Source organism: Delftia sp. RIT313, from assembly GCF_000632165.1.
Classification (GTDB): Bacteria; Pseudomonadota; Gammaproteobacteria; order Burkholderiales; family Burkholderiaceae_C; genus Comamonas; species Comamonas acidovorans.
Genome location: NZ_JFYT01000068.1, coordinates 228,302 through 255,297 on the forward strand (window position 1 = coordinate 228,302; position 26,996 = coordinate 255,297).

Genomic DNA, 26,996 nt, shown 5'->3' on the forward strand with positions numbered 1-26,996 from the left:
ATCCATGGACCGTCGCTCACTCATCAAACATGCAGGCATGGCCGGCGTGCTGGCAGCGGCGGCCGCACCCGCAGTCCACGGGCAGGATGCGGCGGCAGGCACGGTGCGCTGGCGGCTGGCTGCGAGCTTTCCCAAGTCGCTGGACACCATCCTGGGCTCGGCCGAGACCTTTGCGCGCACGCTCAAGGCCTTGTCTGCCGGGCGGTTCGAGGTCAGCGTGCACCCGGCCGGCGAGCTGATGCCGGCCTTCGGCGTCGTCGATGGCATACAGAACGGCACCGTGGAGATGGCGCTGACGGCACCCTACTACTTCACCGACAAGGACTACATCTTCGCGCTGGGCTGCGCCATTCCCTTCGGCCTGACCGCGCGCCAGATGGACGCCTGGATGGAGCACGGCGGCGGCCGCAAGCTCATGGACGACTTCTATGCCCAGTACGGCATCAAGAGCCTGAGCGCGGGCAACACCGGCACGCAGATGGGCGGCTGGTTCCGCAAGGAGATCAAGACCCTGTCCGATCTCAAGGGCCTGCGCATGCGCCTAGGCGGCGGCCTGTTTGGCGACACCATGCACAAGCTGGGCGTGGTCGCCCACAACATTCCCGTGGGCGACACCTACCAGGCACTGGAGAAGGGCACACTGGACGCGGCCGAATTCGTCGGCCCCTACGATGACCAGAAGCTGGGCTTCAGCAAGGTCGCCCCCTACTACTACTACCCGGGCTGGTGGGAGGGTGGCGCCGAGCTGTCCTTCTTCATCAGCACCAAGGCCTATGCGTCGCTGCTGCCCGAGTTCCGCGCCATGGTCGATGCCGCTGCCGCCGTGGCCGCGCGCGAGATGACCTCGCGCTATGTGGCGCTGAATCCTGGGGCCCTCAAGAAGCTGCTGGGCGACAAGGTCCAGCTGCGCGCCTTTCCCAAGGATTTCATGGATGCGGGCTTCAAGGCCTCCATGGAAGTGCTGGCCGAGAACGACGCCAAGTCACCCCAGTTCAAGAAGATCCACCACAGCCTGCGCAGCTTCCAGCGCGACCAGCTGCTGTGGGACCGTTTTTCCGAATTCCGCTACAGCAGCTACATGAGCGTGGTGCGGCTGTGAGCGCGAGAGTTGCGGGCGTTTCGTAGGTAGAAGTTCCTAGAAGGCACAGCCCATTTGGGGGCGGTGCCTGCCCTCTCCTCATGTACATTTTCAGGCGGTCATACAAGCTGACACAGATTGGCAGCCCGCCCAGAAATTCCGTTCATCAAGGAGAGTGAAGTGGATCGTCGTTCCATCCTCAAAAACGCCGGTATCGCCGGCATCCTGGCTGCTGGTGCAGCCCCCGCCGTGCATGCGCAAGCGGCGATCCGCTGGCGCCTGGCATCGAGCTTCCCCAAGTCCCTGGACACCATCTACGGCACGGCGGAAGTCTTCTCCAAGAAGGTCAGCGAAGCCACCAGCGGCAAGTTCCAGATCTCGGTGCACGCAGGCGGCGAACTGATGCCGGCCTTCGGCGTGGTGGACGGCGTGCAGAGCGCGGCCGTGGAAATGGCCCACACCGCTCCCTACTACTTCTACGGCAAGGACCCTACCTTCTGCCTGGGCTGCGCTGTTCCCTTCGGCCTGAACGCCCGCCAGATGAACGCATGGATGTACGAGGGCAACGGCCTCAAGCTCATGCGCGAGTTCTACGCCAAGTACAACATCATCAACCTGCCCGGCGGCAACACGGGCGCGCAGATGGGCGGCTGGTTCCGCAAGGAAATCAAGTCGGTCGCCGACCTCAAGGGCCTGAAGTTCCGCACCAACCCGTTTGCGGGCAAGGTGCTGGAGCCCTTCGGTGTGATCCCCCAGTCCATCCCCGGCGCCGACCTCTATCCCGCGCTGGAAAAGGGCACGATCGACGCGCTGGAATGGGTGGGTCCCTATGACGACCAGAAGCTGGGCTTCAACAAGGTCGCGCCCTTCTACTACTACCCCGGCTGGTGGGAAGGCGGTCCGCAGCTGGACTTCTACATCAACACCAAGGCCTGGGAAGGCCTGCCGGCCGAATACAAGGCCGTGGTGGAGGCTGCCGCCTCGCACGCCCACGTGACCATGCTGGCCAAGTACGACGCCAAGAACCCCGTTGCCATCAAGCAGCTGGTGGGCTCGGGCACCAAGCTGCGCCCGTTCACGCAGGACGTGATGACGGCCGCCTTCAAGTCGGCCCAGCAGATCTATGCCGACCTGAACAACACCAATCCCGAGTGGAAGAAGGTCTACACCGACTACGCCAAGTTCCTGGCCGACCAGAACGCCTGGTTCCGCTTCACCGAAGGCACCTTCGACCGCTTCATGCAGCAACAGAAGCTGTGAGCGCAGGCAGGCCGCAAGGCCTGCTGCGCGACAAAAAAGCCCCGCTGGCGCAATACCAGCGGGGCTTTTTCTTTGGCGCGGCTTCAGGTTTGTGCCGCTGCGGGCTGCATGCCTTGCTGCACTACGGCTTCGCCGAAGGCGACCAGCAGGCGCGGGTCGGCCGAATGCATCCAGGCGATGGAGCCGTTGCGCCTTCGCACCAGCATGCGCGGCGCCACCAAGCCCTGCAGCCAGGGCCAGTGCACGATCTTGAAGGTGGCCACCTCGCGCGCCTGCACGCGCTTGTCCCAGAGCCAGGTCTGGGTCAGCTCGCCGTCCTGGTATCGGGTGCGGCTGAAGACCATCCACCAGCCCACCCAGGCGATGAGCACGGCGGCCAGCGCATAGATGCTCAGGCTGGCGAACGACCATTGCGCATCGCTCAATGCGGGCGCCGACCAGGCAGCGAAGGCCGCCAGTGCAAGCACGATGGCCACGGCCATCACGCGCACCAGCGGAGGGTAGGCGGCGCTTTCCAGCGCCGCAGTGGACGGCTCCTGCGTCATTGCGCGGGCGCTGCCGGTTCAGCCGGAGCCGGTGCAGCATCGGGAGCTGCGGGCGTGTCAGCGGGTGGCGTATCGGCGGGCGGTGTATCTGCGGACGCGCCGAACGGATTGTCCAGGTCGATGCTGCCGCCCTGCGGCTGCATGTCGGCCGGCATCTCCAGCTGGACCTTGTCCAGGTCCACGACCACCTCCTTGTCGAGGAAGACGGTCACGGTCTGCGGGAAGAAGATCACGATGGCCACCAGGATCAGCTGCATCACCACCCAGGGAATGGAGCCCATGTAGATGTCGCTGGACTTGACGGGCCGGTCAATGCGCTTTTCCTTGAACAGCGTGTCCGAGATGCCGCGCAGGTAGAACAGCGCAAAGCCGAAGGGCGGGTGCATGAACGAGGTCTGCATGTTCACGCACAGCAGCACGCCGAACCAGACCAGATCGATCCCCAGCTTGTGCGCCACCGGGCCCAGCAGGGGCAAGATGATGAAGGCGATCTCGAAGAAGTCCAGGAAGAACGCCAGGAAGAAGATGAAGATGTTCACCACGATCAGGAAGCCGATCTGGCCGCCCGGCAGGTCGGTGAGCATGTGCTCGATCCAGATGGCGCCGTCCACGCCCTGGAACACCAGCGAGAACACGCGCGAGCCGATCAGGATGAAGACCACCATGGCCGTCAGGCGCATGGTGCCGTCCATGGCCTCCTTGAGCAGCTGCCAGTTCAGGCGCTTGTGGATGGCCGCCAGGATCAACGAGCCCACAGCGCCCATGGCGCCGGCTTCGGTGGGCGTGGCGATGGCATGGTCCATGAAGGGCAGGCCGCCCATGGAGCCCAGCACCGCAAAGATCAGGATGGCCGAGGGAATGATGCCGCGCAGGCACTTGCCCCACAGCGCCCAGCCGTGCAGCGTGCGTGCCGTGCGGGGCAGGCCGGGCACGTACTCGGGGCGGATGCGGCCCAGGATGAAGGTGTAGATGGCGAAGATCAGCACCTGCAGGATGGCCGGGCCCCAGGCGCCCTTGTACATGTCACCCACCGAGCGGCCGAGCTGGTCGGCCATGACGATCAGCACCAGCGAGGGCGGCACCAGCTGCGTGATGGTGCCCGAGGCCGCCAGCACGCCCGTTGCGTAGCGCATGTTGTAGCCATAGCGCATCATCACCGGCAGCGAGATCATGGCCATGGCAATCACCTGGCCGGCCACGGTGCCCGTGATGGCGCCCAGGATGAAGCCCACGATGATGACCGAGTAGCCCAGGCCGCCGCGCACGGGGCCGAACAGCTGGCCCATGGAGTCGAGCATGTCCTCGGCCAGGCCGCATTTCTCCAGCACCGCGCCCATCAGTGTGAAGAAGGGGATGGCCAGCAGCAGGTCATTGGAGAGGATGCCGAACATGTTGATCGGCAGGGTGGACATGAAGTTGGCGGGGAACCAACCCATTTCGATGGCGAAGAAGCCGCTGAACAGGCCCAGCGCCGCGAGCGAAAACGCGACGGGGAAGCCGATCAGCATGATCACGATCAGCCCCGTGAACATGATCGGGGCAAAGTTTTCCATGTGCATTCTGGTGTCGTCCTGGAGAAGTCGGTGGGAGCGGGGCCGGGGTTACTGAACCGGCTTCTCGTAGTGCGTCGTCATCGCGTAGCTGCCGTTGAGATAGGCAACGCGCTTGATGATCTCGGCCACGCCCTGCAGGAACATGGCGCCAAAGCCCAGGGGTAGCAGCAGGCCGGCGGGCCAGCGGATCAGACCGCCGATGTTTCCGGACATCTCCTTGGTCACGAACATGTTCCAGAAGAAGGGCCAGGTCAGCCAGGTGAGCAGGCCCATCACCGGCAGCAGGAAGAAGATCAGGCCGAACAGGTCCACGAAGACCGGCCCCTTGCCGCGCAGCTTGCCGTAGATGATGTCCACGCGCACATGCTCGTTGAGCTTGAGCACCAGCGGCGCGCCCAGCATCACCGTGGTGCCGAACAGGTACCACTGGATCTCCAGCCAGGCGTTGGAGCTCATGTCCAGCCCGTAGCGCGTGACCGCATTGCCTGCGGAGATCAGTGCGGCAGCGAGCACGGCCCAGCCCGCGACCTTGCTGAGTTTGGTGGATACCCAGTCCATGCCCATGGCGAATTTGAGGAGTCCTGACACGCTTGCTCTCCTTGTATGAACAAAAAAATAGGCCCGCTGGGGCCGATGGCTAGATGGAGAGGCTTGCGCCCGCGGGAGCGGTGGAACGTGCCGGGCGTGCCGGTGCCTGGCTTGCGCCGTGGGACTGGGGTGTTGTGCATAGAGCCTGCATGGTGTCTCCAAAGGATAGGCTGTGGGGTCCTTCAAGCGGCGGCCTGTAGGCCTGTGCGCTGCGCTCTTGTCGGCGCCTGGACCGGAAAGCCTGGATTTTACGAAGACCCGCCAGGGTTCGCGGCCGTATCCACCCCCTAAGAAATCGGTAGGAACCCCAGTACACCGGCCTTCAGGGCGGTGAAACCGGCTTGCGGGCCCCCAGTTTGCGGTACAGCGTGGCGCGGCTGATGCCCAGCGCGCGGGCGGCCCGGGTCACATTGCCCTGGGCATCCTGCAGGGCCTGCTCGATCAGCACGCCCTCGCTGGCGCGCAGCGGGCTGGGCTGGGCGGCTGTGGCCAGCGCTGCCGTGCCCAGCGCAGGCAGCAGCTGGCGCAGCTGGGGGCCGGGCTGCACCAGGGCCTGCAGCCGCAGGCCCGACCACAGCGGCAGGCGCAGCGGCTCGTTGGGGCGCTGGCGCGCATGGTCCACCAGCGCCGTCCAGGGCATGGCCAGCAGTTCGCTGCAGTGCAGCGGCTGGCCCGGCAGCGACAGTGGCTGCGGCACGAGCTGGCGGGCCAGGGTATTGCTGCCCGCCACATGCCCTTCGGCGTCCACGGCCAGCAGGCCTTCGCCCTCCTGGCCCAGCGGCCCGCCGGGCCAGTTCAGGTGCAGCAGCAGGGCATGGGGCAGGGCGCGCAGCAGCCGGTCCTCGATGGCGCGGGCGCAGCGCAGCGCCAGGTGCATGAGTTCGGGCCGCTCCGGCACGTCCACGCCCGTGATGTCCAGCATGCCCAGGCAGCTCCCGTCCGGGCCGGACAGCGGCGCACCTGCGCAGCTGTAGTGGCGGTTGGCCTCGAAGAAATGCTCTGCCCGGTGCAGCCAGACGGGGCTGTGCTCGGCCAGGGCCGCGCCAATGGCCGTGGTGCCCACGCCCTGCTCGGACAGGTCCACGCCCACGCGGGCGATGGCCTGCACGCGGATGTCGCTGCGCTCCAGCGGCCCCTGCACCTCCAGCACCGTGCCGCGTGCATCGGTCAGCAGGCTGAAGTAGTGCATGGCGCCCACGGCGCCCACCAGCTGGGCCATCACGGGGCGCGCGGCCTGCAGCAGCATCTCATGGCCATCACGGGTCTGGCGCAGCGCATGCGGCCCCAATGCTTCGTAGACCACGCGCTCGTCCGGGCGGCGGCCTGCCGCCAGGCAGCGCTGCCAGGAGCGCCACAGCCAGGGTGCGATGCCGGGCGGTGAACCGGCCAGCGCCTGATCGCCGAAAACCAGGCTGCGGGCCCGGGCGACCTGCTGGTGGCGCGGATCGGCGGGGCAGGGCTGCGCGGCGTCGGGGCTCAGGGCGAACATGGGGCGGGGACTCCTGTGGCTGGCTGGCAAGGGATTGCGAACGGGCTGGCAGGCGGGTGCATAAGCGGGGCGCAGAAGCGGGCGCACAAGCGGGCGCAGGCGAAGGCCCGGCCGCTGATGGCGGAGGCTGCGCAGGCAACTGTGTCATTTTGAGAATATCCGCGCCGCCCGGCCCGGGCTTGCGGGTCAACCCTAGAACGGGCGCCTGCGGGCAGGGCGACCATGGCAGGCGAGGTTCCCGGCGTTCCCCCACGTTCCAGATCACCGCCGATCACAGGCAGGAGACAGCACGATGAATGTCCAGCTCACCGTCAACGGGCGCGCGCAGCGCATCGACGTTCCGCCCAACACCTTGCTCGTGCATGCGCTGCGCGAGCACCTGCGCCTGACCGGCACGCATGTGGGCTGCGACACCAGCCAGTGCGGGGCCTGCACCGTCATCGTCGACGGCCACGCCGTCAAGTCCTGCGCCATGCTGGCCGTGCAGGCCGAAGGCTGCGAGGTGCGCACCATCGAAGGGCTGGCGGATATCGACGGCGGCCTGCACCCCATGCAGGCGGCCTTCAAGGAGTGCCACGGCCTGCAATGCGGCTTTTGCACGCCGGGCATGGTCATGAGCGCCGTGGACCTGTGCCAGCGCCAGCCGTGCGCGGGCGATCGCGAGATCCGCGAGGCGCTGGAGGGCAACCTGTGCCGCTGCACGGGCTACCAGAACATCGTGGCCGCCGTGAAAAAGGGCAGCCAGGCCATGGCAGGGCCTGCGGCCTGAGCGCCGCAGGTCACCACAAGGAGACAGCCATGGGTGCATCCGACTTTTCCAAGCTCCCCCACATCGGCGAGCCCGTCAAGCGCAAGGAGGACTACCGCTTCCTCACGGGCGCGGGCCAGTACACCGACGACATCGCGCTGGCCGCCCAGGCCCATGCGGTGTTCGTGCGCTCGCCGCACGCGCATGCGCGTGTGCGCTCCGTTTCCACCGATGCGGCCAAGGCCGCGCCCGGCGTCATCGGCGTGCTCACGGGCGCCGACGTGGCGGCCGACAAGATCAACGGCCTGCCCTGCGGCTGGCTGATCACCAGCACCAACGGCGAGCCCATGAAAGAGCCGCCGCATCCCATCCTGGCGCTGGACACCGTGCGCTACGTGGGCGACCAGGTCGCCATGGTCGTGGCCGAGACGCTGGAGCAGGCGCGCGACGCGGCCGAGCTGGTGGAGGTGGACTACGACCCGCTGCCCGCAGTGGTGCTGGTGGCCGACGCGGCGGCCGGCAGCGTGCCCGGCGCGGTGGTGCACGACATCGCCCCCGACAACCACTGCTACAAATGGGCCATCGGCGACAAGGCCGCCGTGGACGCCGTGTTCGCCGGCGCCGCCCACATCGCCCAGCTGGACCTGGTCAACAACCGGCTGATCCCCAATGCCATGGAGCCGCGCGCGGCCATCGGCAGCTACAGCCGCGCCAATGACGAGTACACGCTGTACGTGGCCAACCAGAACCCGCACGTCGAGCGGCTGCTGATGACGGCCTTCGTCATGGGCCTGCCCGAGCACAAGGTGCGCGTGATCGCGCCCGACGTGGGCGGCGGCTTCGGCTCCAAGATCTTCCTGTATGCCGAGGATGTCTGCCTGACCTGGGGTGCGCGAAAGCTCAATCGCTCCATCAAGTGGACGGCCGACCGCAGCGAGTCCTTCCTCACCGATGCCCATGGCCGCGACCATGTCAGCCATGCCGAGATGGCCATGGACGCCAGCGGCAAGTTCCTGGCCATGCGCGTGCACACGGATGCCAACCTGGGCGCCTACCTGAGCACCTTCGCCAGCGCCGTGCCCACCATCCTCTATGCCACCCTGCTGGCTGGCCAGTACGCCACACCCCAGGTCTATGTGGAGGTCGATGCCTGGTTCACCCACACCGCCCCCGTCGATGCCTACCGGGGCGCGGGCCGGCCCGAGGCCACCTACCTGCTGGAGCGCCTGGTCAGCCGCTGCGCCTGGCAGTTGAACCTGTCCCAGGCCGAGATCCGGCGGCGCAACTTCGTCACCAGCTTCCCCTACCAGACGCCCGTGGCCCTGCAGTACGACGTGGGCGACTATGGCGCCTGCATGGACAAGGCCGAGGCCCTGGCCGACGTGGCCGGCTTTGCCGCGCGCCGGGCCGACAGCGAGGCGCGGGGCCTCAGGCGCGGCCTGGGCTACAGCAGCTACATCGAGGCCTGCGGCCTGGCGCCCAGCAACATCGCGGGCGCCCTGGGCGCGCGGGCCGGCCTGTTCGAATGCGGCGAGGTGCGCGTGCACCCCACGGGCAGCGTCACCGTGTTCACGGGCTCGCACAGCCACGGCCAGGGGCACGAGACCACCTTTGCCCAGGTGGTGGCCGCGCGCCTGGGGATACCCGTGGAGAACGTGGACATCGTCCACGGCGACACGGGCCGTGTGCCCTTCGGCATGGGCACTTACGGATCACGCTCCATCAGCGTGGGCGGCGCGGCCATCATGAAGGCGCTGGACAAGATCGAGGCCAAGGCCAAGAAGATTGCGGCCCACCTGATGGAGGCCAGCGACGCCGACATCGACTTCGCGGGCGGCGAGTTCACGGTGCGCGGCACGGACAAGAAAATCCCCTTCGCCCAGATCGCGCTCACCGCCTATGTGCCGCACAACTACCCGCTGGACAAGCTGGAGCCCGGCCTCAACGAAACCGCCTTCTACGACCCCACCAACTTCACCTTTCCCGCAGGCACCTACATCTGCGAGGTCGAGGTGGACCCGGCCACGGGCGTGGTGCGCGTGGACCGCTTCAGCGCCGTGGACGACTTCGGCACCATCATCAATCCCATGATCGTCGAGGGCCAGGTGCACGGCGGCGTGGCCCAGGGCATAGGCCAGGCACTGCTGGAAAACTGCGTCTACGACCGCGAGACCGGCCAGCTGCTCACCGGCAGCTTCATGGACTACGCCATGCCGCGCGCCGACGACTTCCCCGAGTTCAAGCTAGGCACCGTCTGCACGCCCTGCACGCACAACCCGCTGGGCACCAAGGGCTGCGGCGAGGCGGGGGCCATCGGCTCGCCCCCCGCCGTCATCAATGCCGTGCTCGACGCACTGCATCCCCTGGGTGTCAGGGACCTGGACATGCCGGCCAGCCCGCACCGTGTCTGGTCGGCCATCGACGCCGCAGCCACCTCCTGAGGAGAGCGCCATGTACGCATTCACCTATGAAGCCCCGGGCACCACGGCCGACGCCGCCGCGCTGGCCGCGCAGGGAGGCCAGTACCTGGCCGGCGGCCAGAGCCTGCTGCCCTCGATGCGCCTGCGCCTGGCACGGCCCGAACAGATCGTGGACCTGAACCGCGTCCAGGGCCTGGCCGGCATTGCCGTCAACGGCCAGACCGTGGAAATCCGTGCCATGACGCGCCATGCCGACGTGGCCGCCAACCCGCAGGTCCAGGCCGCCATCCCGGCCCTGGCCGAGCTGGCCGGCGGCATCGGCGACCGCCAGGTGCGTGCGCGCGGCACCATCGGCGGCTCGCTGGCCAACAACGACCCTGCTGCCTGCTACCCCAGCGCCGTGCTGGGCCTGGGCGCCACCGTCGTCACCGACCGGCGCGAGATCGCAGCCGACGACTTCTTCCAGGGCATGTACACCACGGCGCTGGGCAGCGGCGAGCTGATCACGGCCGTGCGCTTTCCCGTGCCGAAGAAGGCCGCGTACCTCAAGTTCAAGCAGCCCGCCTCGCGCTTCGCCCTGGTGGGCGTCTTCGTCGCCCAGACCGACAGCGGCGTGCGCGTGGCCATCACGGGCGCCGGGCTCAGCGTGTTCCGCCATGCGGGGCTGGAGGCCGCGCTCAACCAGAGCTTCACGCCTGACGCGGCCGCCCAGGTGCTGATCGACCATGCCGACCTCAACAGCGACCTGCATGCCAGCGCGCGCTACCGGGCGCAATTGATCAGCGTGCAGACGCAGCGTGCGGTATCGCAGATGCTGGGGTGACACGGCGGATGCCTTCCGAGCAAGCCATTGCCTCCATAGACGCCCTGGTCGCCGCGCTGCAGGCCGAAGGCTATTTCGCCGACCGGCGCCTGGCCACGGCCGTCTTCCTGGCCCTGCGGCTGCAGCGGCCGCTGCTGCTGGAGGGCGAGCCCGGCGTGGGCAAGACCGCGCTGGCCCAGGCGCTGGCGCGCGTGCTGGAGCGCCGCCTGATCCGGCTGCAGTGCTATGACGGCATGGAGCAGCGCGAGGCGCTGTATGAATGGAACTACGCGGCCCAACTGCTGCACCTGCGCGCGGCCGAGCTGGCCTCGGCGCAGCCCGCGGCCGCACCGCAGCAGGACCGCCTGCAGCGCGCCGAGCAGGAGGTCTACCAGGAGCGCTATCTGGTAAGCCGCCCGCTGCTGCAGGCCCTGCAGCAGCCTGAACCCGGCGCCGTGCTGCTGATCGACGAGATCGACCGTGCCGACGAGCCCTTCGAGGCCTTCCTGCTCGAGTACCTGGGCGAGTACCAGGTCAGCATTCCCGAGCTGGGCACGGTGGCGGCGCGCGTGCCGCCCGTGACCGTGCTCACCAGCAACCGCACGCGCGACCTGCACGACGCCGTCAAGCGCCGCTGCCTCTACCACTGGCTGGACTATCCCGGGCGCGAGCGCGAGCTGGCCATCGTGCGCGCCCTGGTGCCCGGGGCCGGGCAGGCCCTGACCGCCCAGGTGGCAAGCTTCGTGGGACGGTTGCGCAGCCAGCCCTTTGCCGACGCCTTCCAGCGGGTGCCCGGCATTGCCGAAAGCGTGGAATGGGCCAAGGCCCTGGTGGCGCTGGACACCCTGGTGGTCGATCCCGAAGTCGTGCACGACACGGCCGGCATCCTCTTCAAGCAGCGCGAGGACGTGGCCGCGCTCACGCCCGAGCGGCTGCAGCAACTGCTGGCGCCGGAGCCCGCGCCGTGAAGGCTGGTGCAGCCGGTGCCGCCGGTGCCGCCGATGGAGGCGAGCGCACCAGCTGGCTGGGCGATGCGCGCAGCGGCAAGCTCGCCGGCAACCTGGTCGGCTTTGCGCGTGCGCTGCGCCGCGCGGGCGTGCCCGTGGATGGCGGGCGCATGGCGCTGGCCCAGCAGGCCCTGTCCCTTGTCGGCCTGGCGCGCGAGGACATGGCAGCAGCGCTGGAGGCCGTATTTGTGAGCAACGCCCAGGACCGCGCCGTGTTCCGCGAACTGTTCGACGCCTACTTCCGCAATCCCGACGTGGCCCGGCAACTGCTGGCCCAGTTGCTGCCGCAGGCGCCCCGGCCGTCCGCGCCGCGCCACCGCCCGCGCGTGCAGGAAGCCCTGTCGCCCCGCCAGGCAGGCGAGGGCAGGGCCGCCGTCGATGAAGAGCTGAAGCTGGACGCCGCCATGACGGCCAGCGAGCGCCACCGCCTGCGCCATGCCGACTTCAACCAGCTCAGCGCCAGCGAATACCTGCTGGTGCAGCGCCTGGCCAGGGACATTGCCCTTCCCTTGCCCCGCTACCGCAGCCGCCGCACGCGTACCGGCCAGCGCGGCGCGGTGCCCGACTGGGCTGCCAGCCTGCGTGCGGCATCGCACCATGGCGGCGAAATGCTGCAGCTGCTGCGGCGCGAACGCCTGCGCCTGCCGCTGCCCTGGCTGGCCCTGGTCGATGTCTCGGGCTCCATGGAGCGCTATGCGCGGCTGCTGCTGGCCTTCCTGCACGCGGCCACCAGCACGCAGCGCCATGCGGGCCTGCGCCGCCAGGTCTTCAGCTTCGGCACCGAGCTGCGCGACCTGGGCCCGGCCTTTGCCCAGGCCGATACCGATGCCATGCTCGAGCGCGCCAACGCCGCCATTGCCGACTTTGGCGGCGGCACGCGCCTGGGCAGCAGCCTGGGCGAACTGCGCCGCCTGCATGCGCGCCACCGGGTTTCAGGCCTGGTGGGCCGGCGCACCCTGGTGCTCATCATCAGCGACGGCCTGGACACCGGCGATGCCGCCGAGCTGGACCGCGAACTGGCCTGGCTGCGCCGCCACAGCGCGCGGCTGCTGTGGCTCAACCCGCTGCTGCGCTTTGACGGGTATGCCCCACTGGCCCAGGGGGCAGCCGTGCTGCATCGTCATGCCCATGCCATGCTTGCGGTACACAACCTGGAATCGTTGCAGCAACTGGCCGGTCACCTGGCGCGGCTGCTGGCGGCGCCAGGCCGCTGAGCCGCTTGCGGCCACCCCCATCGCAGAAAGGAATTGCCATGGAAATGCAAGCCAGCCGTTCCCTTGCCGTCAGCCAGCAGCAGGCCTGGGAGGCGCTCAACGATCCTGAAACGCTCAAGGCCTGCCTGGCCGGCTGCGACCGCTTCGAACCCCTGGGCGATGACCAGTACGCCGTGGGCATGGCGGTCAAGGTGGGGCCGGTATCGGCCAAGTTCAGCGGCAAGGTCACGCTGTCCGACATCACGCCGCCCGAGCGCTACCGCATCGCCTTTGAAGGCCAGGGCGGCGTGGCCGGCTTCGGCAAGGGCGAGGCCGACGTCACCCTCACTCCCGAGCCCGACGACGCCGCAGGCCAGCCGCGTTGCCTGCTCAGCTACAGCGTGCAGGCCCAGGTCGGCGGCAAGATCGCCCAGCTGGGCCAGCGGCTGATCGACGGCGCCGCGCGCAACATGGCCGACGACTTCTTCGCGCGATTCGACACGCTGATGCAGCAGCGCCACCCGCGCGCGCCGGCAGCGCCTGCCGATGCAGGCGACACCGCCGACCTGTCCCACCTGCCTGCCGGCCTGGCCGATGAAACCGGCCACATCGAGCCCACCGTGGACGCCCAGGCCTGGGAGCACGACGCCGCAGCCGGCGTGGCCACGCCGCTGGATGCCGCACCGGCCACCGAGGCCGAGGAACGCTCGCGCCGCGCCATCCCGCTGTGGTGCTGGGGGCTGGCCATCGTCGTCGTTCTCGGGGCTGGCTGGCTGCTCTCGCGGTACTAGGGCGCTCCCCCTGAGCGGCTGCGCCGCTTCCCCCTCTCTCGCTTCGCGGGAGGGGGACGACGCCCTCGCCGCGAGGCGGCTCTTGCTCGGCGTCTCTGGCCTCAGATTTGTTGTGGCTTCTATGCTTCGCCCTGCGCTACCAAGCCCTTTTTACATGCTGCAGCACCCTTCTTGATGCAGAGAGACAATAGCCGCCGAAAAACGCCAGGCGCCCAGCTGCACAGGCAAGCCAGGTGCCGGCGTGGAGATTTGCAATGGAAAACCTGGATGTTCATGTTCTGCGCCACCTCGCGCAATGGCGCGCTCAGGGCGAGCGCGCGCTGCTGGCCACGGTGGTGCGTACCTGGGGCTCGTCGCCCCGGCCCATCGGCTCCATCATGGCGCTGGGGGCCTCGGGCGCCGTGGTCGGCTCCGTGTCCGGCGGCTGCATCGAGGACGACCTGATCGCCCGCTACAGCCACGCCTCGGACGCCGACGCCCTGCGCGACGGCGCGCCCCGGCTGCTGCGCTACGGCGTCAGCGCCGACGAGGCCCACCGCTTCGGCCTGCCCTGCGGCGGCACGCTGGAGCTGCTGCTCGAATTCAATCCCGACGCTGCTGCGCTGCAGCAACTCGTCCAATGGCTGGACGAAGGCCGCATGGTGCGGCGCACCGTGGACAAGGCCACCGGCCAGGTCGTCCAGCAGGTCAGCGACGCGCCCGAGCCGCTGGTGCATGACGGGCAGCAGGTCGCCAACAGCTTCGGCCCCGAGTACCGCATGCTGCTCATCGGCGCAGGCCAGCTGTCCGAATACCTGGCCACCATGGCGCTGTTCAACGGCTTTGCAGTCACCGTCTGCGACCCGCGCGAGGAATACAGCCGCCACTGGAGCGTGGCCGGCGTGCAGCTGTCGCGCGAGATGCCCGACGACCTTGTGCGCACCATGCGCGCCGATGCGCGCACCTGCATCATCGGCCTCACGCACGACCCCAAGCTCGACGACCTGGCCCTCATGGAAGCCCTGGAATCCCCGGCCTTCTACGTCGGCGCCATCGGCTCGCGCCGCAACACCGCGCTGCGCCTGCAGCGCCTGAGCGAGCACTTCGGCCTGGGCGACGCGCAACTGGCGCGCCTGCGCGGCCCCATCGGCCTGTACATAGGCAGCAAGACGCCTCCCGAAATCGCCGTCAGCATCATGGCCGAGGTCCTGGCCGCCAAGAACGGCGTGGCCCTGCCGCGCGGCATGACCGTGGAAGAAGGCAAGCTCGCCGCAGCCCAGCCCCCGCAGCCGCTGGAGGATGACGGGCCCGAGGGCATCACGCCGCTGGTGTGCGGGGTGGGTTAGACCACCGCATGGAAGGCCTTGTTGGCAATCTTCCAGCCGGCCTCGGTCTTGAGCAGCACGAAGTAGTCGATGAAGGTGATGGCACCGTGCACCAGGGTGATCTTGGCGCTGGCCGCCGTGCCGCCGATGTCGATGGCGTCGATGCTGCGGCGGCGCGTGGCCTCGTCGGCGGCGGGCTGGCCCTTGAAGCGGGCGCAGTAGGTGTCGATGTCCCAGGAGGTCAGCGGGCCTTCGCGCACGCTTTCGATGCGGGCGGTGGGCATGAAGGCGGCGCGCATGTGGGCGCTGTTGTCCTCGGCATGGCCGCGCATGTACAGCTCCAGCGGCACGCGCACGGCGGCTTCTTCGGGATGGTCGGTCAGGCGTGGGTTGGCAGTCGTCATGGTGTTCTCCTGGGACGGATGGATGGCGGCCTGCGCTTGCAGGCCTGCGGCCGCGCATCGTAGCCACAAGCGCGGGGGGCAGTCCAACCGGGGGCGAGGCGCGGGCCGCGCCGGGGTGCGGTGCAATGCCTTGTTTTCAATGGACTTTCGGGCTGATGCGCCCCGCATTGGCCGTGCCTGGGTCAACAGTGTTTTGAGCGCCGTGCCCTGTCTGAGACCCTGCCGACGGGTGCCCGACCTGTTCCGAAAACGCCCTGGTCAGAGCGGGTAAAGCCGGGGTAAAGCGGGGGTAATGCCTGCGTAAAACGGCGATCTGCCTCGTTTTGGAGAGCATGGGACTGGCTACCATAGCCGCATCCGCCGCCGTTCCCTGTTCTGGGGCCGGACCCACGGTTTCCTCCCACGACTTCCCGCAGTGACCATGAAACGCCTGTCAAGCAGCCCCTTTGTTGCAGATGCCCACGGCGTACGCCAGCGCGGCCGGGTACGGCCCGCCCTGATGTGGGGCGTGGTGGCACTGGCCCTGGTGGCGGGGGGCGGGCTGTGGTGGTGGAACAAGCGGGCGCCGGCGCAGGGCGAGCAGGCCTCGGCCGGTGCGCCCGGCCCGGGTGGCGGGCGTGCGGGAGGCGGCCGGCGCGGCCCCGGCGGGCCGGGTGGGCCTGGCGGCCCCGGCGCCATGGGTGCCCAGGCGCAGCCGGTGTCCGTGGGCGTGGTGGAGCGGCGCGACATGCGCGTGCTGATCAGCGCCATCGGCACCATGAACCCGCGCGCCACGGCCGTGGTGCGCGCCAAGGTGTCGGGCGAGTTGCTGCGCCTGCATTTCAAGGAAGGCGACGAGGTCAAGGCCGGCCAGCTGCTGGCCGAGATCGATCCGCGCAGCTTCCAGGCCAGCTTCAACCAGATCCAGGGCACGCTGCAGCGCGACCAGGCGCTGCTCAAGAACGCCCAACTGGACCTGCAGCGCTACAAGGAGCTGCAGGCCCAGGATTCCATTGCCGGCCAGCAGGTCGATACCCAGGCTGCTCTGGTGCGCCAGTACCAGGGCACGGTGGCCGCCGACCAGGCCCAGGCCGATGCGGCCAAGCTGCAACTGAGCTACACGCGCATCACGGCGCCCATTGCGGGCCGGCTGGGCCTGCGCCAGGCCGACCGGGGCAATGTGGTCAATCCTTCGGATGCCAACGGCATCGTCACCATCACCCAGGTCAAGCCCATCGACGCGGTGTTCTCCGTGCCCGAGGCCCATGTGGGCACGCTGGCGCGGCGCCTGGCCGAGGGGCGCGAGCTGCCCGTGGAGCTGTGGGACCGGGACCTCAAGCAGCAACTGGGGCGCGGCCGCCTCAATGCGGTGGACAACAGCATCGACATCGCCACCGGCACCATCAAGGCCAAGGCCGCTTTCGACAATGCCGAGGGCCGGCTGTTCGCCAACCAGTTCGTCAACGTCAAGCTGGAAGTGGACCGGCTGGAGCAGGCGCTGACCGTGCCGACCACGGCCGTGCAGAACAACTACGTCTATCTGGTCCAGGAGGATGGCACGGTGACGCAGCGGCGCATCACCGTGGGCGTGACCGATGGCGACCGGGTGAGCGTGAAGGGCGAGCTCAAGCCTGGCGAGCAGGTGGTGGTCGATGGCATTGACCGCCTGCGCGAAGGCGCCAAGGTCACGGTGATCGAGCCCGACAAGGTGCAGAAGGTGGACCAGGCCGTGCAGGATGCCTCCGGCCAGCCGCGCGGCATGCGCAACCTGCCGCCCGATGTGCGCGCCAAGCTGGCGACCATGAACCCCGACGAGCGCAAGGCCTACCTGCAGAAGCTGCGTGCCGAGCGCGGTGGGCAGCGCAATGGTGGTAACGGTGGCAGTGGCGGTAACGGCGGCAACGGCGGCAACGTGACCGCGCCGGCGGCCGAAGGCTCCGCGCCCGCAGGCCAGTCGCCGGCACCGTCGCCCGGATCGCCCCAGCCTTCGCCCGGCCCGGCACCTGTCGCGCCCTCTGCGCCTGCTGCTCCAGCGGCTCCCGCTCCGGCCGGGCGCTGAGCAGCGCCCCGGCACCTGAAGACTGCAAGCCCTTCCAGGCGGCCCCATGAATCTTTCCCGCATCTTCATCCTGCGACCCGTCGCCACATCGCTGCTGATGGTGGCGGTGCTGATCGCCGGCCTGCTGGCCTACCGGCTGTTGCCGATCTCGGCCCTGCCCGAGGTGGACTACCCCACCATCCAGGTCACCACGCTGTACCCCGGTGCCAGCCCCGACGTGATGACCTCCAACGTCACGGCGCCGCTGGAGCGCCAGTTGGGCCAGATGCCGGGGCTGTCGCAGATGTCGTCCACCAGTTCGGGCGGCGCCTCGGTGATCACGCTGCGCTTTGCGCTGGACATGGCCATGGACGTGGCCGAGCAGCAGGTGCAGGCCGCCATCAACGCAGGCTCCAACCTGCTGCCCAGCGACCTGCCCATGCCCCCGCTGTACAGCAAGGTCAACCCGGCGGATGCGCCCATCCTCACGCTGGCCATCACCTCGCCCTCGCTGCCGGTGATCCGTGTCAACGACCTGGTGGAGAACCGCCTGGCGCCCAAGCTCTCGCAGGTCAACGGCGTGGGGCTGGTGGCGATTGCCGGCGGGCGCCGGCCTGCCGTGCGCATCCAGGCCAACCCGACCGCGCTGGCCGGCCTGGGCATGACGCTGGACGATGTGCGCACCGCCATCGCCGCCGCCAACGTCAAGCAGGCCAAGGGCGGCTTCGACGGCCCGGCGCGCGCCTCCACCATTGATGCCAACGACCAGCTGCAGTCGGCGGCCGAGTACCGCAACCTCATCATCGCCTTCAAGAACGGCCTGCCCGTGCGCCTGTCCGACATCGCCCAGACCGTGGACGATGCCGAGAACACGCGCCTGGCCGCCTGGGCCGGCACGCCCGAAGGCGGTTCGCGCGCGGGCGTGATCCTCAACATCCGGCGCCAGCCCGGCGCCAATGTGATCGAGACGGTGGACCGCATCAAGGCGCTGCTGCCCCAGCTCAAGGAGACCCTGCCGGCCTCGCTGGACGTGCAGGTGCTGACCGACCGCACGGTGACCATCCGCGCCTCGGTCAACGACATGCAGCTGGAGCTGATGCTGGCCATCGCCCTGGTGGTGGCGGTGATCTTCGTCTTCCTGCGCAGCGCCTCGGCCACGCTGATCCCGAGCTTTGCCGTGCCGCTGTCGCTGATCGGCACCTTCGGCGTGATGTACCTGGCCGGTTTTTCCATCAACAACCTCACGCTGATGGCGCTGACGATCTCCACCGGCTTCGTGGTGGACGATGCCATCGTGATGATCGAGAACATCGCGCGCTTCGTGGAAAAGGGCGAGCCGCCCATGCAGGCCGCGCTCAAGGGCGCCAAGCAGATCGGCTTCACCATCATCTCGCTGACGATTTCGCTGATCGCCGTGCTGATCCCGCTGCTGTTCATGGGCGACGTGGTGGGGCGGCTGTTCCACGAGTTCGCCATCACCATGGCGGTGGCCATCCTGATCTCAGCCGTGGTCTCGCTGACGCTCACGCCCATGCTGTGCGCACGGCTGCTGCGCCACCAGCCCGAAGGGGCCGAGGAAGAGCGGCATGGCCGCCTGTACCACGCCACGGGCCGTTTCTTCGACCGCACCATTGCCGGCTACGGCCGCATCCTCACCTGGGTGCTGGACCGCCGGGGCCTGACCTGGATCGTCTTCCTGGCCACGCTGGCCGTGACCGTGCTGCTGTACTTTGCCGTACCCAAGGGCTTCTTCCCGGACCAGGACACGGGCACCATCCAGGCCACGACCGAGGCCGACCAGTCCATCTCCTTTGCCGCCATGGCCGAGCGCCAGCAGGCCCTGGCCGAGCTGCTGCTCAAGGACCCGGCCGTGCAGAGCATCTCGTCCTTCATCGGCGTCGATGGCAGCAACACCACGCTGAACACGGGCCGGCTGCTGATCGACCTCAAGCCCCACGGCCAGCGCGATGGCGTGCCCGCCGTGCTGCGCCGCCTGTCCGACGATGCGCTGCAGATCCCGGGCATACGCCTGTACGCCCAGCCCGTGCAGGACCTGACCATCGAGGACCGCGTGGCGCGCACCCAGTACCAGCTGCTGATGTCCTCGCCCGACATGGCGCAGCTGACCACCAGCACCCAGGCCCTGGTCGAGCGCATGCACGACCTGCCCGAGCTGGTGGACGTGGGCAGCGACCTGCAGAACCAGGGCCTGCAGGCCTTCGTGCAGATCGACCGGGCCCAGGCCAGCCGGCTGGGCGTGACGGTCTCGGCCATCGACACGGCGCTGTACAACGCCTTTGGCCAGCGGCTGATCTCCACCATCTTCACGCAGTCCAACCAGTACCGCGTGGTGCTGGAAGTGGCGCCGCAGTTCAAGATCGGGCCCGAGTCGCTGCAGGCCATCTATGTGGCCTCCAGCGCGGGCGCGCCCGTGCCGCTGTCTTCGGTGGCCACGGTCAGCGAGCGGCCCATGGCCCTGGCCGTGAACCATGTGGGCCAGCTGCCCGCCGCCACCATCTCGTTCAACACCGCGCCCGGCGTGTCGCTGGGCCATGCGGTCAAGGCCGTGCAGGACCTGATGGCCCAGCTGCGCACCGAGGGCCATATGCCGCTGTCGGTGGACGCCGCCTTCCAGGGCGCGGCCCTGGCCTTCCAGGCCTCGCTGTCCAACACGCTGCTGCTGGTGCTGGCGGCGGTGATCACCATGTACATCGTGCTGGGCGTGCTCTATGAGAGCACCATCCACCCGGTGACCATCCTGTCCACGCTGCCCTCGGCCGGCGTGGGCGCGCTGCTGGCCCTGCTGCTGGCGGGGCTGGACCTGGACATCATCGCCATCATCGGCATCGTGCTGCTGATCGGCATCGTCAAGAAGAACGCGATCATGATGATCGACTTCGCGCTGGAGGCGCAGCGCGAGGAGGGGCACACGCCGCGCGAGGCCATCTACCAGGCCTGCCTGCTGCGGTTCCGGCCTATCCTGATGACGACCTTGGCTGCTTTGCTGGGGGCCTTGCCGTTGATGCTGGGGACGGGGGTGGGCAGTGAGTTGCGGCATCCGTTGGGGGTGACGTTGGTGGGGGGCTTGCTGGTGAGTCAGTTGTTGACTCTGTTCACTACGCCTGTGATTTATCTGACTTTTGAAGGGTGGGCGCAGAGGTGGCGGGATCGGTCTTCGCGTGGAGGTGTCCATGCTTGAACTGGGCTTGCGCTTTTGGCTGGCGCCGCTGGCCGGGGTTCGGCCCGGCGGCCGACCTACTTTCTTGTCGCGCGACAAGAAAGTAGGCAAAGAAGCGCGCCCCACTGCCCGCGACCCCTTCGCTTCGCTGCGGGGCCACCTGCGTCGTGGCGCTTGCGGGGTTCGCCGTGAAACTCACTTCGCGCTGGCGCGCTGCGTTCAGACAATCACGGCGAGTCAGATGACGAAGCAGTCCTGTCCTTCGGCAGGACTGCAACCCCGCAAGCGCCACGACACAGGCGCGGGCAGAAGGGGAGTTTGCTCGGGCCATCGCTTCGCTCGGCCTGGGGTTTTTGGGGCTGGATCATGAGCCAGCTTTCCAATCTCTCGGCGCCGTTCATCTTCCGGTCCATTGCCACCATGCTGATGACCATCGGCCTGGCGCTGGCGGGGGCGGTGTCGTATTTCCTGCTGCCGGTGGCGCCGCTGCCGCAGGTGGACTATCCGACGATTTCGGTGTCGGCCAGCCTGCCGGGTGCAAGCCCGGACACCATGGCTGCCACGGTGGCGACGCCGCTGGAGCGGGCGCTGGGGGCGATTGCGGGGGTCAATGAGATCACGTCCAGCTCCAGCCTGGGCAGTACGCGCATCACGCTGCAGTTCGATCTGTCGCGCACGGTGGACAGCGCGGCGCGCGATGTGCAGGCCGCCATCAATGCGGCGCGCACGCTGCTGCCTTCGGGCATGCCGGGCAATCCTACGTATCGCAAGGTGAATCCGGCCGATGCGCCGATCATGATCCTGGCGCTGACGTCCAGCGCGCTGACGCGCGGGCAGATGTATGACGCGGCGTCCACCGTGCTGGCGCAGAAGCTCTCGCAGGTGGAGGGCGTGGGCCAGGCGTCCATCAGCGGCGGGGCGCTGCCGGCCGTGCGCGTGGAGCTGGACCCGGTGAAGCTGGCGGCCAATGGCGTGTCGCTGGACCAGGTGCGTACCGCCATTTCGGCCACGAATGCCAACCGGCCGCTGGGCGCGGTGGAGCGCGAGGACCATTACTGGCAGGTGACCGCCAATGACCAGGCGCGCGTGGCGGCCGACTATGCGCCGCTGGTGCTGCGCTGGAGCAATGGCAATGCGATCCGGCTGCAGGACGTGGCCGATGTCACGGATTCGGTGCAGGACGTGCGCAACTACGGCGTGGCCAATGGCAAGCCCGCCATCCTGCTGCAGATCTTCAAGCAGCCGGACGCCAACATCCTGGAGGCCGTGGCGCGCGTGCGCTCTTTGCTGCCGCAGCTCAAGGCGTCCATTCCGGAGGCCATCGATCTGACCATCGTGTCCGACCGCACGCCCACGCTGCGTGCCTCGGTGGTGGAGGTGGAGCGGGCGCTGTTGATCGCCGTGGCGCTGGTGATCCTGGTGGTGTTCCTGTTCCTGCGCAATGGCCGGGCCACGCTGATTCCGGCCGTGGCCGTGCCGGTGTCGCTGGCGGGCACGTTCGGCGTGATGTACCTGGCCGGCTACACGCTGGACAACCTGTCGCTGATGGCGCTGACCGTGGCCACGGGCTTTGTGGTGGACGATGCCATCGTGGTGCTGGAGAACGTGATGCGCCACATGGAGCGCGGCAAGACCGCGCTGCGCGCGGCGCTGGACGGCGCCCGCGAGATCGGGTTCACCGTGGTGTCCATGAGCCTGTCGCTGATCGCGGTGTTCGTGCCCATCCTGTTCATGGGCGGCATCGTGGGGCGGTTCTTCCGCGAGTTCGCGGTGGTGATGTCGGCGGCGATTCTGATCTCGATGGTGGTATCGCTGACCACCACGCCCATGATGTGCGCGGCGCTGCTGCGCCCGCAGCGTGTCGCTCAGCCGGGCCGGCCGCGCAATGGCCTGCAGCGCGCCTGGGACCGTTTCGGCGCGTGGGTGGGCCGGGCCGAGCGGCGTGCCATGTCCGGCTATCGCGCAAGCCTGGCCTGGTGCCTGCGCCACCAGCCGCTGGTGCTGCTGGTGCTGGCCGGCGTGGTGGCGCTGAACGTGCACCTGTACATGGCCATCGACAAGGGTTTCATGCCCAGCCAGGACACGGGCCGCGTGATGGGCTTCATCCGGGCCGACCAGTCCACCTCCTACCAGGCCATGGAGCAGCGGCTCAAGCGCTTCCTGTCCATCGTGCAGGAAGACCCGGCCGTGGAGTACGTGACGGGCTTCACGGGCGGCGGCCAGCGCAATGCGGCCAACATGTTCATGTCGCTCAAGCCGCTGGCCGAGCGCAAGGTGTCTTCCGACGAGGTGATCAACCGCCTGCGCGACAAGCTCAAGAACGAGCCCGGCGCGCGGCTGTTCATGGTCACGCAAAGCGATATCCGCATCGGCGGGCGGCAAAGCTCGGGCTCGTACGACTACACGCTGCAGGCCGACGATATCCAGGACCTGCGCACCTGGGAGCCGCGCATCCGCCAGGTGCTGTCGCAACTGCCCCAGCTCACGGACGTGAACAGTGATGTCTCCGACTTCGGCCTGCAGACCTCGCTGGTGATCGACCGCGACGCGGCCACGCGCCTGGGGCTGACGGTGGCGCAGATCGACGGCACGCTCAACAACGCCTTCGGCCAGCGCCAGGTGGGCGTGATCTACAACCCGCTCAACCAGTACCGCGTGGTGATGGAGGCCGCGCCCCGCTACCTGCAAAGCCCCGAGACGCTGCGCGGCTTCTTCTTCGTGAACAACCAGGGCGTGCAGGTGCCGCTGACCTCGTTTGCGCGCATCACCACCACCAACACGCCGCTGGCCGTGAACCACGACCGGGGCACGCCGGCCAGCACCATCAGCTTCAGCCTGGCCGAGGGCGTGGCGCTGTCGGACGCCAGTGATGCCATCCGCGCGGCCGTGGCTGATCTGGGCGTGCCCGTGTCGGTGCGCGGCAGCTTCAGCGGCACGGCCGGGGCCTTCCAGCAGGCGCTGTCCGGGCAACCGCTGCTGATCCTGGCGGCCATCATCACCATCTATCTGGTGCTGGGCGTGCTCTATGAGAGCCTGGTGCATCCGCTGACCATCCTGTCCACGCTGCCCTCGGCCGGTGTGGGTGCGCTGATGGCGCTGATGCTGTTCAAGACGGAGTTCTCGCTGATCGCGCTGATCGGGGTGATATTGCTGATCGGCATCGTCAAGAAGAACGCCATCATGATGATCGACTTCGCGCTGGAGCGGCAGCGCGCCGGCCATGCCACGGCTGCCCAGGCCATCTACCGCGCCTGCGAGCTGCGGCTGCGCCCCATCCTCATGACCAGCCTGGCGGCCATCTGCGGCGCACTGCCGCTGGCCCTGGGCCGGGGCGATGGCGCCGAGCTGCGCCAGCCGCTGGGCATTGCCATCGTGGGCGGCCTGATGCTGAGCCAGCTGCTCACGCTCTACACCACGCCCGTGGTCTATGTGCTGCTGGACAGGCTGCGCCAGCGTGTCATGGGCCTGCGTGGCCGCGTGCAGGGCAAGGACCGTGGCACCCCTGTGCCCGCCGCATCACCCCAGTGAACCGAATCCGAAAGCCCAAGCTGATGCAGTCCAAGACACTTCACTCCCCGGCGATCTGGCTGGCCGCCGCGCTGCTGGCCGGCTGCTCCACGCAGAGCGCCTACCAGCGCCCCGCACTCGAGGTGCCGGCCCAGTTCAAGGAAGCCACGCCCGAGGCGGCCGAGGCCGGCATCTGGCGGCCCGCCGATCCGTCGCGCGCGCAAGTGCCCGACAACTGGTGGGAGCTGTTCGGCGACGAGCAGCTCAACCGCCTGCAGCAGCAGGCCGCCACCGGCAACCAGAGCATTGCCCAGGCCGCCGCGCGCCTGCGTGCCGCGCAGGCGGCCGTGGCCAGCAGCCAGGCCGGGCTGTTCCCCACGCTGGGCAGCACGGCCGGCGCCACGCGCTCGCGCAGCGGCGGGGCTTCCGGTGCATCGGGTGCATCAGGCACGGGCGGCAACACCGGCAGTAGCGGCAGTAGCGGCAACATCTCGACCAACTACTCGCTGGGCCTGAACGCCAGCTGGGAGCTGGACCTGTGGGGCCGCGTGTCGGGCACGGTCAGCGCCAGCCAGGCCAGCGCCCAGGCCAGCAGCGACGACCTGGCCGCCGCGCGCCTGTCGGCCCAGGCATCGATCACGCAGACCTATTTCTCGCTGCGCGCGGCCGATGCCAGCGTGCGGCTGCTGCAGGAAACACTGCAGAGCTACGAGCAAAGCCTCAAGCTCACCAACAACCGCTACCGCGCGGGCGTGGCCTCGTCGGCCGACGTGGCCCAGGCCGAGGCGCAGTACAAAAGCACCCAGGCCCAGCTCATCGAGGCGCAGACCAGCCGCGCCCAGCTGGAGCACGCCCTGGCCGCGCTGCTGGGCCTGCCGCCGGCCGCCTTCAGCCTGGAGGCCGGCGCCGAGCTGCCGCCGCCGCCCGAGGTGCCGGCCATGCTGTCGTCCCAACTGCTGGAGCAGCGCCCCGACATTGCAGCGGCCGAGCGCCGCGTGGCCGCTGCCAACGCCCAGGTGGGCGTGGCGCGCGCGGCCTTCTTCCCGGCGCTCACGCTGTCGGCCACGGCCGGCTACCGGGGTGCATCGCTGTCCAACCTGGTGAGTGCGCCCAACCTGTTCTGGTCGCTGGGCCCGTCGCTGGCGCTGGCGCTGTTCGACGGCGGCGCGCGCACGGCGGCCGTGGAGTCGGCGCGTGCCTCGCTGGACCTGGCCGCCGCCACCTACCGCCAGACCGTGCTGACGGCGTTGCAGGAGGTGGAGGACAACCTGGTCACCGCATCCGCCCTGGCGCGCGAGCAGCAGGTGCAGATCGAGGCCGTGGCCGCCGCGCAGAAGGCGCTGGATGTCGTCAACAACCAGTACCGCGCGGGCACGGTGGCCTATCTGAATGTGCTCAGCGCCCAGACCACGGTGCTGTCGGCCCGGCGCAGCCTGATCGATGTGCGCAACCGGCGGCTGGCCGCCGTCAACACCTTGCTCAAGAACGTGGCCGGGCACTGGGAGCCGCTGGGGCCGGCCTCCGTGCAGGGGCCGCAGGCTGTCGCGCGCTGATGTTCAGTCCTGCAGCTCGAAGGCCTGGCGCAATGCTTCGCCGAAGGCTGCGCTGCCGCTGATCGACAGGTTCACCGTGGTGCGGCCATCCCCCGCCGCCACGGATTGCAGGTGCGCCGTGGCTGCGTCAAAGCGCCAGGCCAGCGGCTGGCCGCCGTCGTCCTGGCCCTGCAGCTCGTAGTCCCAGTCGCCGCCTTCCTCGATGGGGCCGCGCCGGCCCTTGAAGCGGCGGTGTGCCCAGGCCAGCACTTGCTCCACCTCGGCCGCCAGCGCCGGCACGCGCGCGGCGGGCACGCTGGCCATGGCGTCCCAGCAGCCCGTGCCTTCGTCGTCTTCGCTGTAGTCGAAATCCAGGTAGTCGAGGGTCATGGTGGCGGTCCGCATGCGTAGTGCGTGGTTGGAAAAGGGAAAGCCCGGCATTGTGCCGCGTGCACAATCGCCCGCATCGCAGAACCGGAAAGACATTCAGATGGACACCGCACAGCAATCGATGGCGCCGCCGATGGTGAGCGCGCAGGCCCTGCGCTTCGGGCGGCCGGGCCTGCTGCTGTGGGATGGCGCCTCGCACGACTGGCCCGTGGGCCTGTGCCTGGTGCGCGGCGGCGAGGGCTGCGGCAAGACCAGCCTGCTGCAAATGCTGGCCGGCCAGTTGCCCTTGCAGGCCGGGCGCCTGGCGTATCCGCAGCAGCCGGACCCCTCGCAGCGCCCCGCGCTGTTCTGGCGTGACCCGCGCGCCGAGCTGTCCAATGCCGAGCGCGCCCGGCCCGCGCAGGAATGGGTGCAGGCACAGCGGCAATTGCATCCGGCGTGGAGCGAGGCGGCATGGCAGGCCCATGCCGACGGCCTGGGCCTGGAGTCCCACCTGCACAAGCCCCTGCTGGCCCTGTCCACGGGCAGCCTGCGCAAGCTGTGGATGGCGGCGGGCTGGGCCAGCGGCGTGCCGCTGCTGCTGATCGACGAGCCGCTGGCCGCGCTGGACCGGGGATCGATCGACCATGTGCAGCGCATGCTGGCGGGGCTCAACCGGGCCGGCCAGCAATCGGCCCCCGTGGCCGGGCATGGCCCCCGCTGCGTGATCGTCGCCCATTGGGACGAGATGCAGGGCGTGGCCTGGGACGACGTGCTGGACCTGCCCGATCAGCCGCCGCTGCGCTGACGGAGCCGGCGTCTACATCGCCACCTACATCGCCTTGAACCGCTGCGCGTAGAGGCGGCTCACGGCCAGTTTTTCCGCTCGCTCGCGCAGCTGCAGCCACAGCCGGCCGGCCTCGTCGCGCTGGGCATTGGCAATGGCGGCTGCGCGCACCACTGTGCCGCGGTGCACCTGCCAGAATTCCTCGGCGTCCAGCCGGGGCAGCAGCTCCTTGAGCGGCGTGCGCACCAGGTACTCATGCGAGGCCGTGAGCACGCGCACGTACTTGTCGGCCGCCTCGAAGTAGACGACGTCGTGCACGGGCACCATCTGGATCTGCGTGCCCACGCCGGCCTGGATCATCTGCAGCGGCGGCTCGGTGGCGGTGGCGGCGGGGGCGGCGGGGGCCGTGGGACCCGCCAGGTGC

At 68.9% G+C, this 26,996-nt stretch carries 21 protein-coding genes; 14 read left to right on the forward strand and 7 right to left on the reverse strand.

Annotation, left to right across the window (positions count from 1 at the left end):
• Positions 1-4: 4 nt before the first annotated feature.
• Together dctP and BW39_RS21465 are read left to right on the forward strand one after the other, a co-directional pair.
• Positions 5-1,099 (forward strand): TRAP transporter substrate-binding protein DctP, encoded by a 1,095-nt coding sequence (gene dctP / locus BW39_RS21460; protein WP_043824105.1) that lies wholly within the window; start codon positions 5-7, stop codon positions 1,097-1,099.
• Positions 1,100-1,258: 159 nt separating this feature from the next.
• Positions 1,259-2,338, forward strand: a complete 1,080-nt coding sequence (locus BW39_RS21465) for a TRAP transporter substrate-binding protein (protein ID WP_013803620.1) — start codon at positions 1,259-1,261, stop codon at positions 2,336-2,338.
• A gap of 83 nt (positions 2,339-2,421) precedes the next feature.
• On the opposite strand, the gene BW39_RS21470 is transcribed toward BW39_RS21465, so the two are convergent.
• From BW39_RS21470 to BW39_RS21485, 4 genes are all read right to left on the reverse strand, one after another.
• Complete coding sequence (locus BW39_RS21470) at positions 2,422-2,883, reverse strand: hypothetical protein (RefSeq protein ID WP_043824107.1); 462 nt, start codon at positions 2,881-2,883, stop codon at positions 2,422-2,424.
• A complete protein-coding gene (locus tag BW39_RS21475; protein ID WP_013803618.1) occupies positions 2,880-4,442 on the reverse strand; it encodes a TRAP transporter large permease in 1,563 nt (520 codons plus the stop codon). Before BW39_RS21475 ends, BW39_RS21470 begins: the two co-directional genes overlap by 4 nt.
• Before the next feature lie 42 nt (positions 4,443-4,484).
• Positions 4,485-5,024, reverse strand: coding sequence for a TRAP transporter small permease subunit (locus BW39_RS21480; protein ID WP_013803617.1), 540 nt, complete (start codon positions 5,022-5,024; stop codon positions 4,485-4,487).
• A 322-nt stretch (positions 5,025-5,346) separates the two neighbouring features.
• On the reverse strand, positions 5,347-6,513 hold the full coding sequence (locus BW39_RS21485) for a helix-turn-helix domain-containing protein (protein WP_013803616.1): 1,167 nt from the start codon (positions 6,511-6,513) through the stop codon (positions 5,347-5,349).
• Between the two features lie 292 nt (positions 6,514-6,805).
• Here BW39_RS21485 and BW39_RS21490 point away from each other — a divergent pair, with 292 nt between their 5' ends.
• The 7 genes from BW39_RS21490 (at position 6,806) to BW39_RS21520 (ending at position 14,799) form a co-directional block, all read left to right on the forward strand.
• A complete protein-coding gene (locus tag BW39_RS21490; protein WP_013803615.1) occupies positions 6,806-7,282 on the forward strand; it encodes a (2Fe-2S)-binding protein in 477 nt (158 codons plus the stop codon).
• 29 nt (positions 7,283-7,311) lie between these two features.
• Positions 7,312-9,702 carry a xanthine dehydrogenase family protein molybdopterin-binding subunit gene (locus tag BW39_RS21495; protein WP_043824108.1) on the forward strand — a complete coding sequence of 797 codons (2,391 nt, stop codon included), beginning with the start codon at positions 7,312-7,314 and terminating at the stop codon, positions 9,700-9,702.
• Positions 9,703-9,712: 10 nt separating this feature from the next.
• Positions 9,713-10,504, forward strand: a complete 792-nt coding sequence (locus BW39_RS21500; protein WP_013803613.1) for an FAD binding domain-containing protein — start codon at positions 9,713-9,715, stop codon at positions 10,502-10,504.
• An 8-nt stretch (positions 10,505-10,512) separates the two neighbouring features.
• Positions 10,513-11,451 carry an AAA family ATPase gene (locus BW39_RS21505; RefSeq protein WP_043824109.1) on the forward strand — a complete coding sequence of 313 codons (939 nt, stop codon included), beginning with the start codon at positions 10,513-10,515 and terminating at the stop codon, positions 11,449-11,451.
• Positions 11,448-12,704 carry a vWA domain-containing protein gene (locus BW39_RS21510; RefSeq protein ID WP_043824111.1) on the forward strand — a complete coding sequence of 419 codons (1,257 nt, stop codon included), beginning with the start codon at positions 11,448-11,450 and terminating at the stop codon, positions 12,702-12,704. Before BW39_RS21505 ends, BW39_RS21510 begins: the two co-directional genes overlap by 4 nt.
• 38 nt (positions 12,705-12,742) lie before the next feature.
• Positions 12,743-13,474: a CoxG family protein gene (locus tag BW39_RS21515; protein WP_043824113.1), complete on the forward strand. Its 732-nt coding sequence runs from the start codon at positions 12,743-12,745 to the stop codon at positions 13,472-13,474.
• Positions 13,475-13,728: 254 nt separating this feature from the next.
• A complete protein-coding gene (locus BW39_RS21520; RefSeq protein WP_043824114.1) occupies positions 13,729-14,799 on the forward strand; it encodes an XdhC family protein in 1,071 nt (356 codons plus the stop codon).
• Here BW39_RS21520 and BW39_RS21525 read toward each other — a convergent pair.
• Positions 14,796-15,182, reverse strand: coding sequence for a nuclear transport factor 2 family protein (locus tag BW39_RS21525; protein ID WP_016452483.1), 387 nt, complete (start codon positions 15,180-15,182; stop codon positions 14,796-14,798). The genes BW39_RS21520 and BW39_RS21525 overlap by 4 nt on opposite strands.
• A gap of 421 nt (positions 15,183-15,603) precedes the next feature.
• Between BW39_RS21525 and BW39_RS21530 the strand changes: the two genes are divergently transcribed.
• The 4 genes from BW39_RS21530 to BW39_RS21545 all read left to right on the forward strand — a co-directional run bounded on the left by BW39_RS21530 (position 15,604) and on the right by BW39_RS21545 (position 25,437).
• On the forward strand, positions 15,604-17,220 hold the full coding sequence (locus BW39_RS21530; RefSeq protein WP_043824115.1) for an efflux RND transporter periplasmic adaptor subunit: 1,617 nt from the start codon (positions 15,604-15,606) through the stop codon (positions 17,218-17,220).
• A gap of 46 nt (positions 17,221-17,266) precedes the next feature.
• Positions 17,267-20,398: an MdtB/MuxB family multidrug efflux RND transporter permease subunit gene (locus BW39_RS21535; protein ID WP_043824117.1), complete on the forward strand. Its 3,132-nt coding sequence runs from the start codon at positions 17,267-17,269 to the stop codon at positions 20,396-20,398.
• A 345-nt stretch (positions 20,399-20,743) separates the two neighbouring features.
• Positions 20,744-23,905, forward strand: a complete 3,162-nt coding sequence (locus BW39_RS21540) for an efflux RND transporter permease subunit (RefSeq protein ID WP_043824118.1) — start codon at positions 20,744-20,746, stop codon at positions 23,903-23,905.
• A gap of 23 nt (positions 23,906-23,928) precedes the next feature.
• Entirely contained in the window at positions 23,929-25,437 is a 1,509-nt protein-coding gene (locus tag BW39_RS21545; protein WP_043824120.1) for an efflux transporter outer membrane subunit, read from the forward strand.
• Positions 25,438-25,440: 3 nt separating this feature from the next.
• Here BW39_RS21545 and BW39_RS21550 read toward each other — a convergent pair whose 3' ends face one another.
• Positions 25,441-25,806: a hypothetical protein gene (locus BW39_RS21550; RefSeq protein WP_043824121.1), complete on the reverse strand. Its 366-nt coding sequence runs from the start codon at positions 25,804-25,806 to the stop codon at positions 25,441-25,443.
• A 13-nt stretch (positions 25,807-25,819) separates the two neighbouring features.
• Between BW39_RS21550 and BW39_RS21555 the strand changes: the two genes are divergently transcribed.
• Entirely contained in the window at positions 25,820-26,593 is a 774-nt protein-coding gene (locus BW39_RS21555; RefSeq protein ID WP_043824156.1) for an ABC transporter ATP-binding protein, read from the forward strand.
• A gap of 24 nt (positions 26,594-26,617) precedes the next feature.
• Here BW39_RS21555 and BW39_RS21560 read toward each other — a convergent pair.
• Positions 26,618-26,996, reverse strand: a 379-nt coding sequence (locus tag BW39_RS21560) for a LytTR family DNA-binding domain-containing protein (protein ID WP_043824123.1), incomplete at its 5' end; no start/stop codon positions are given.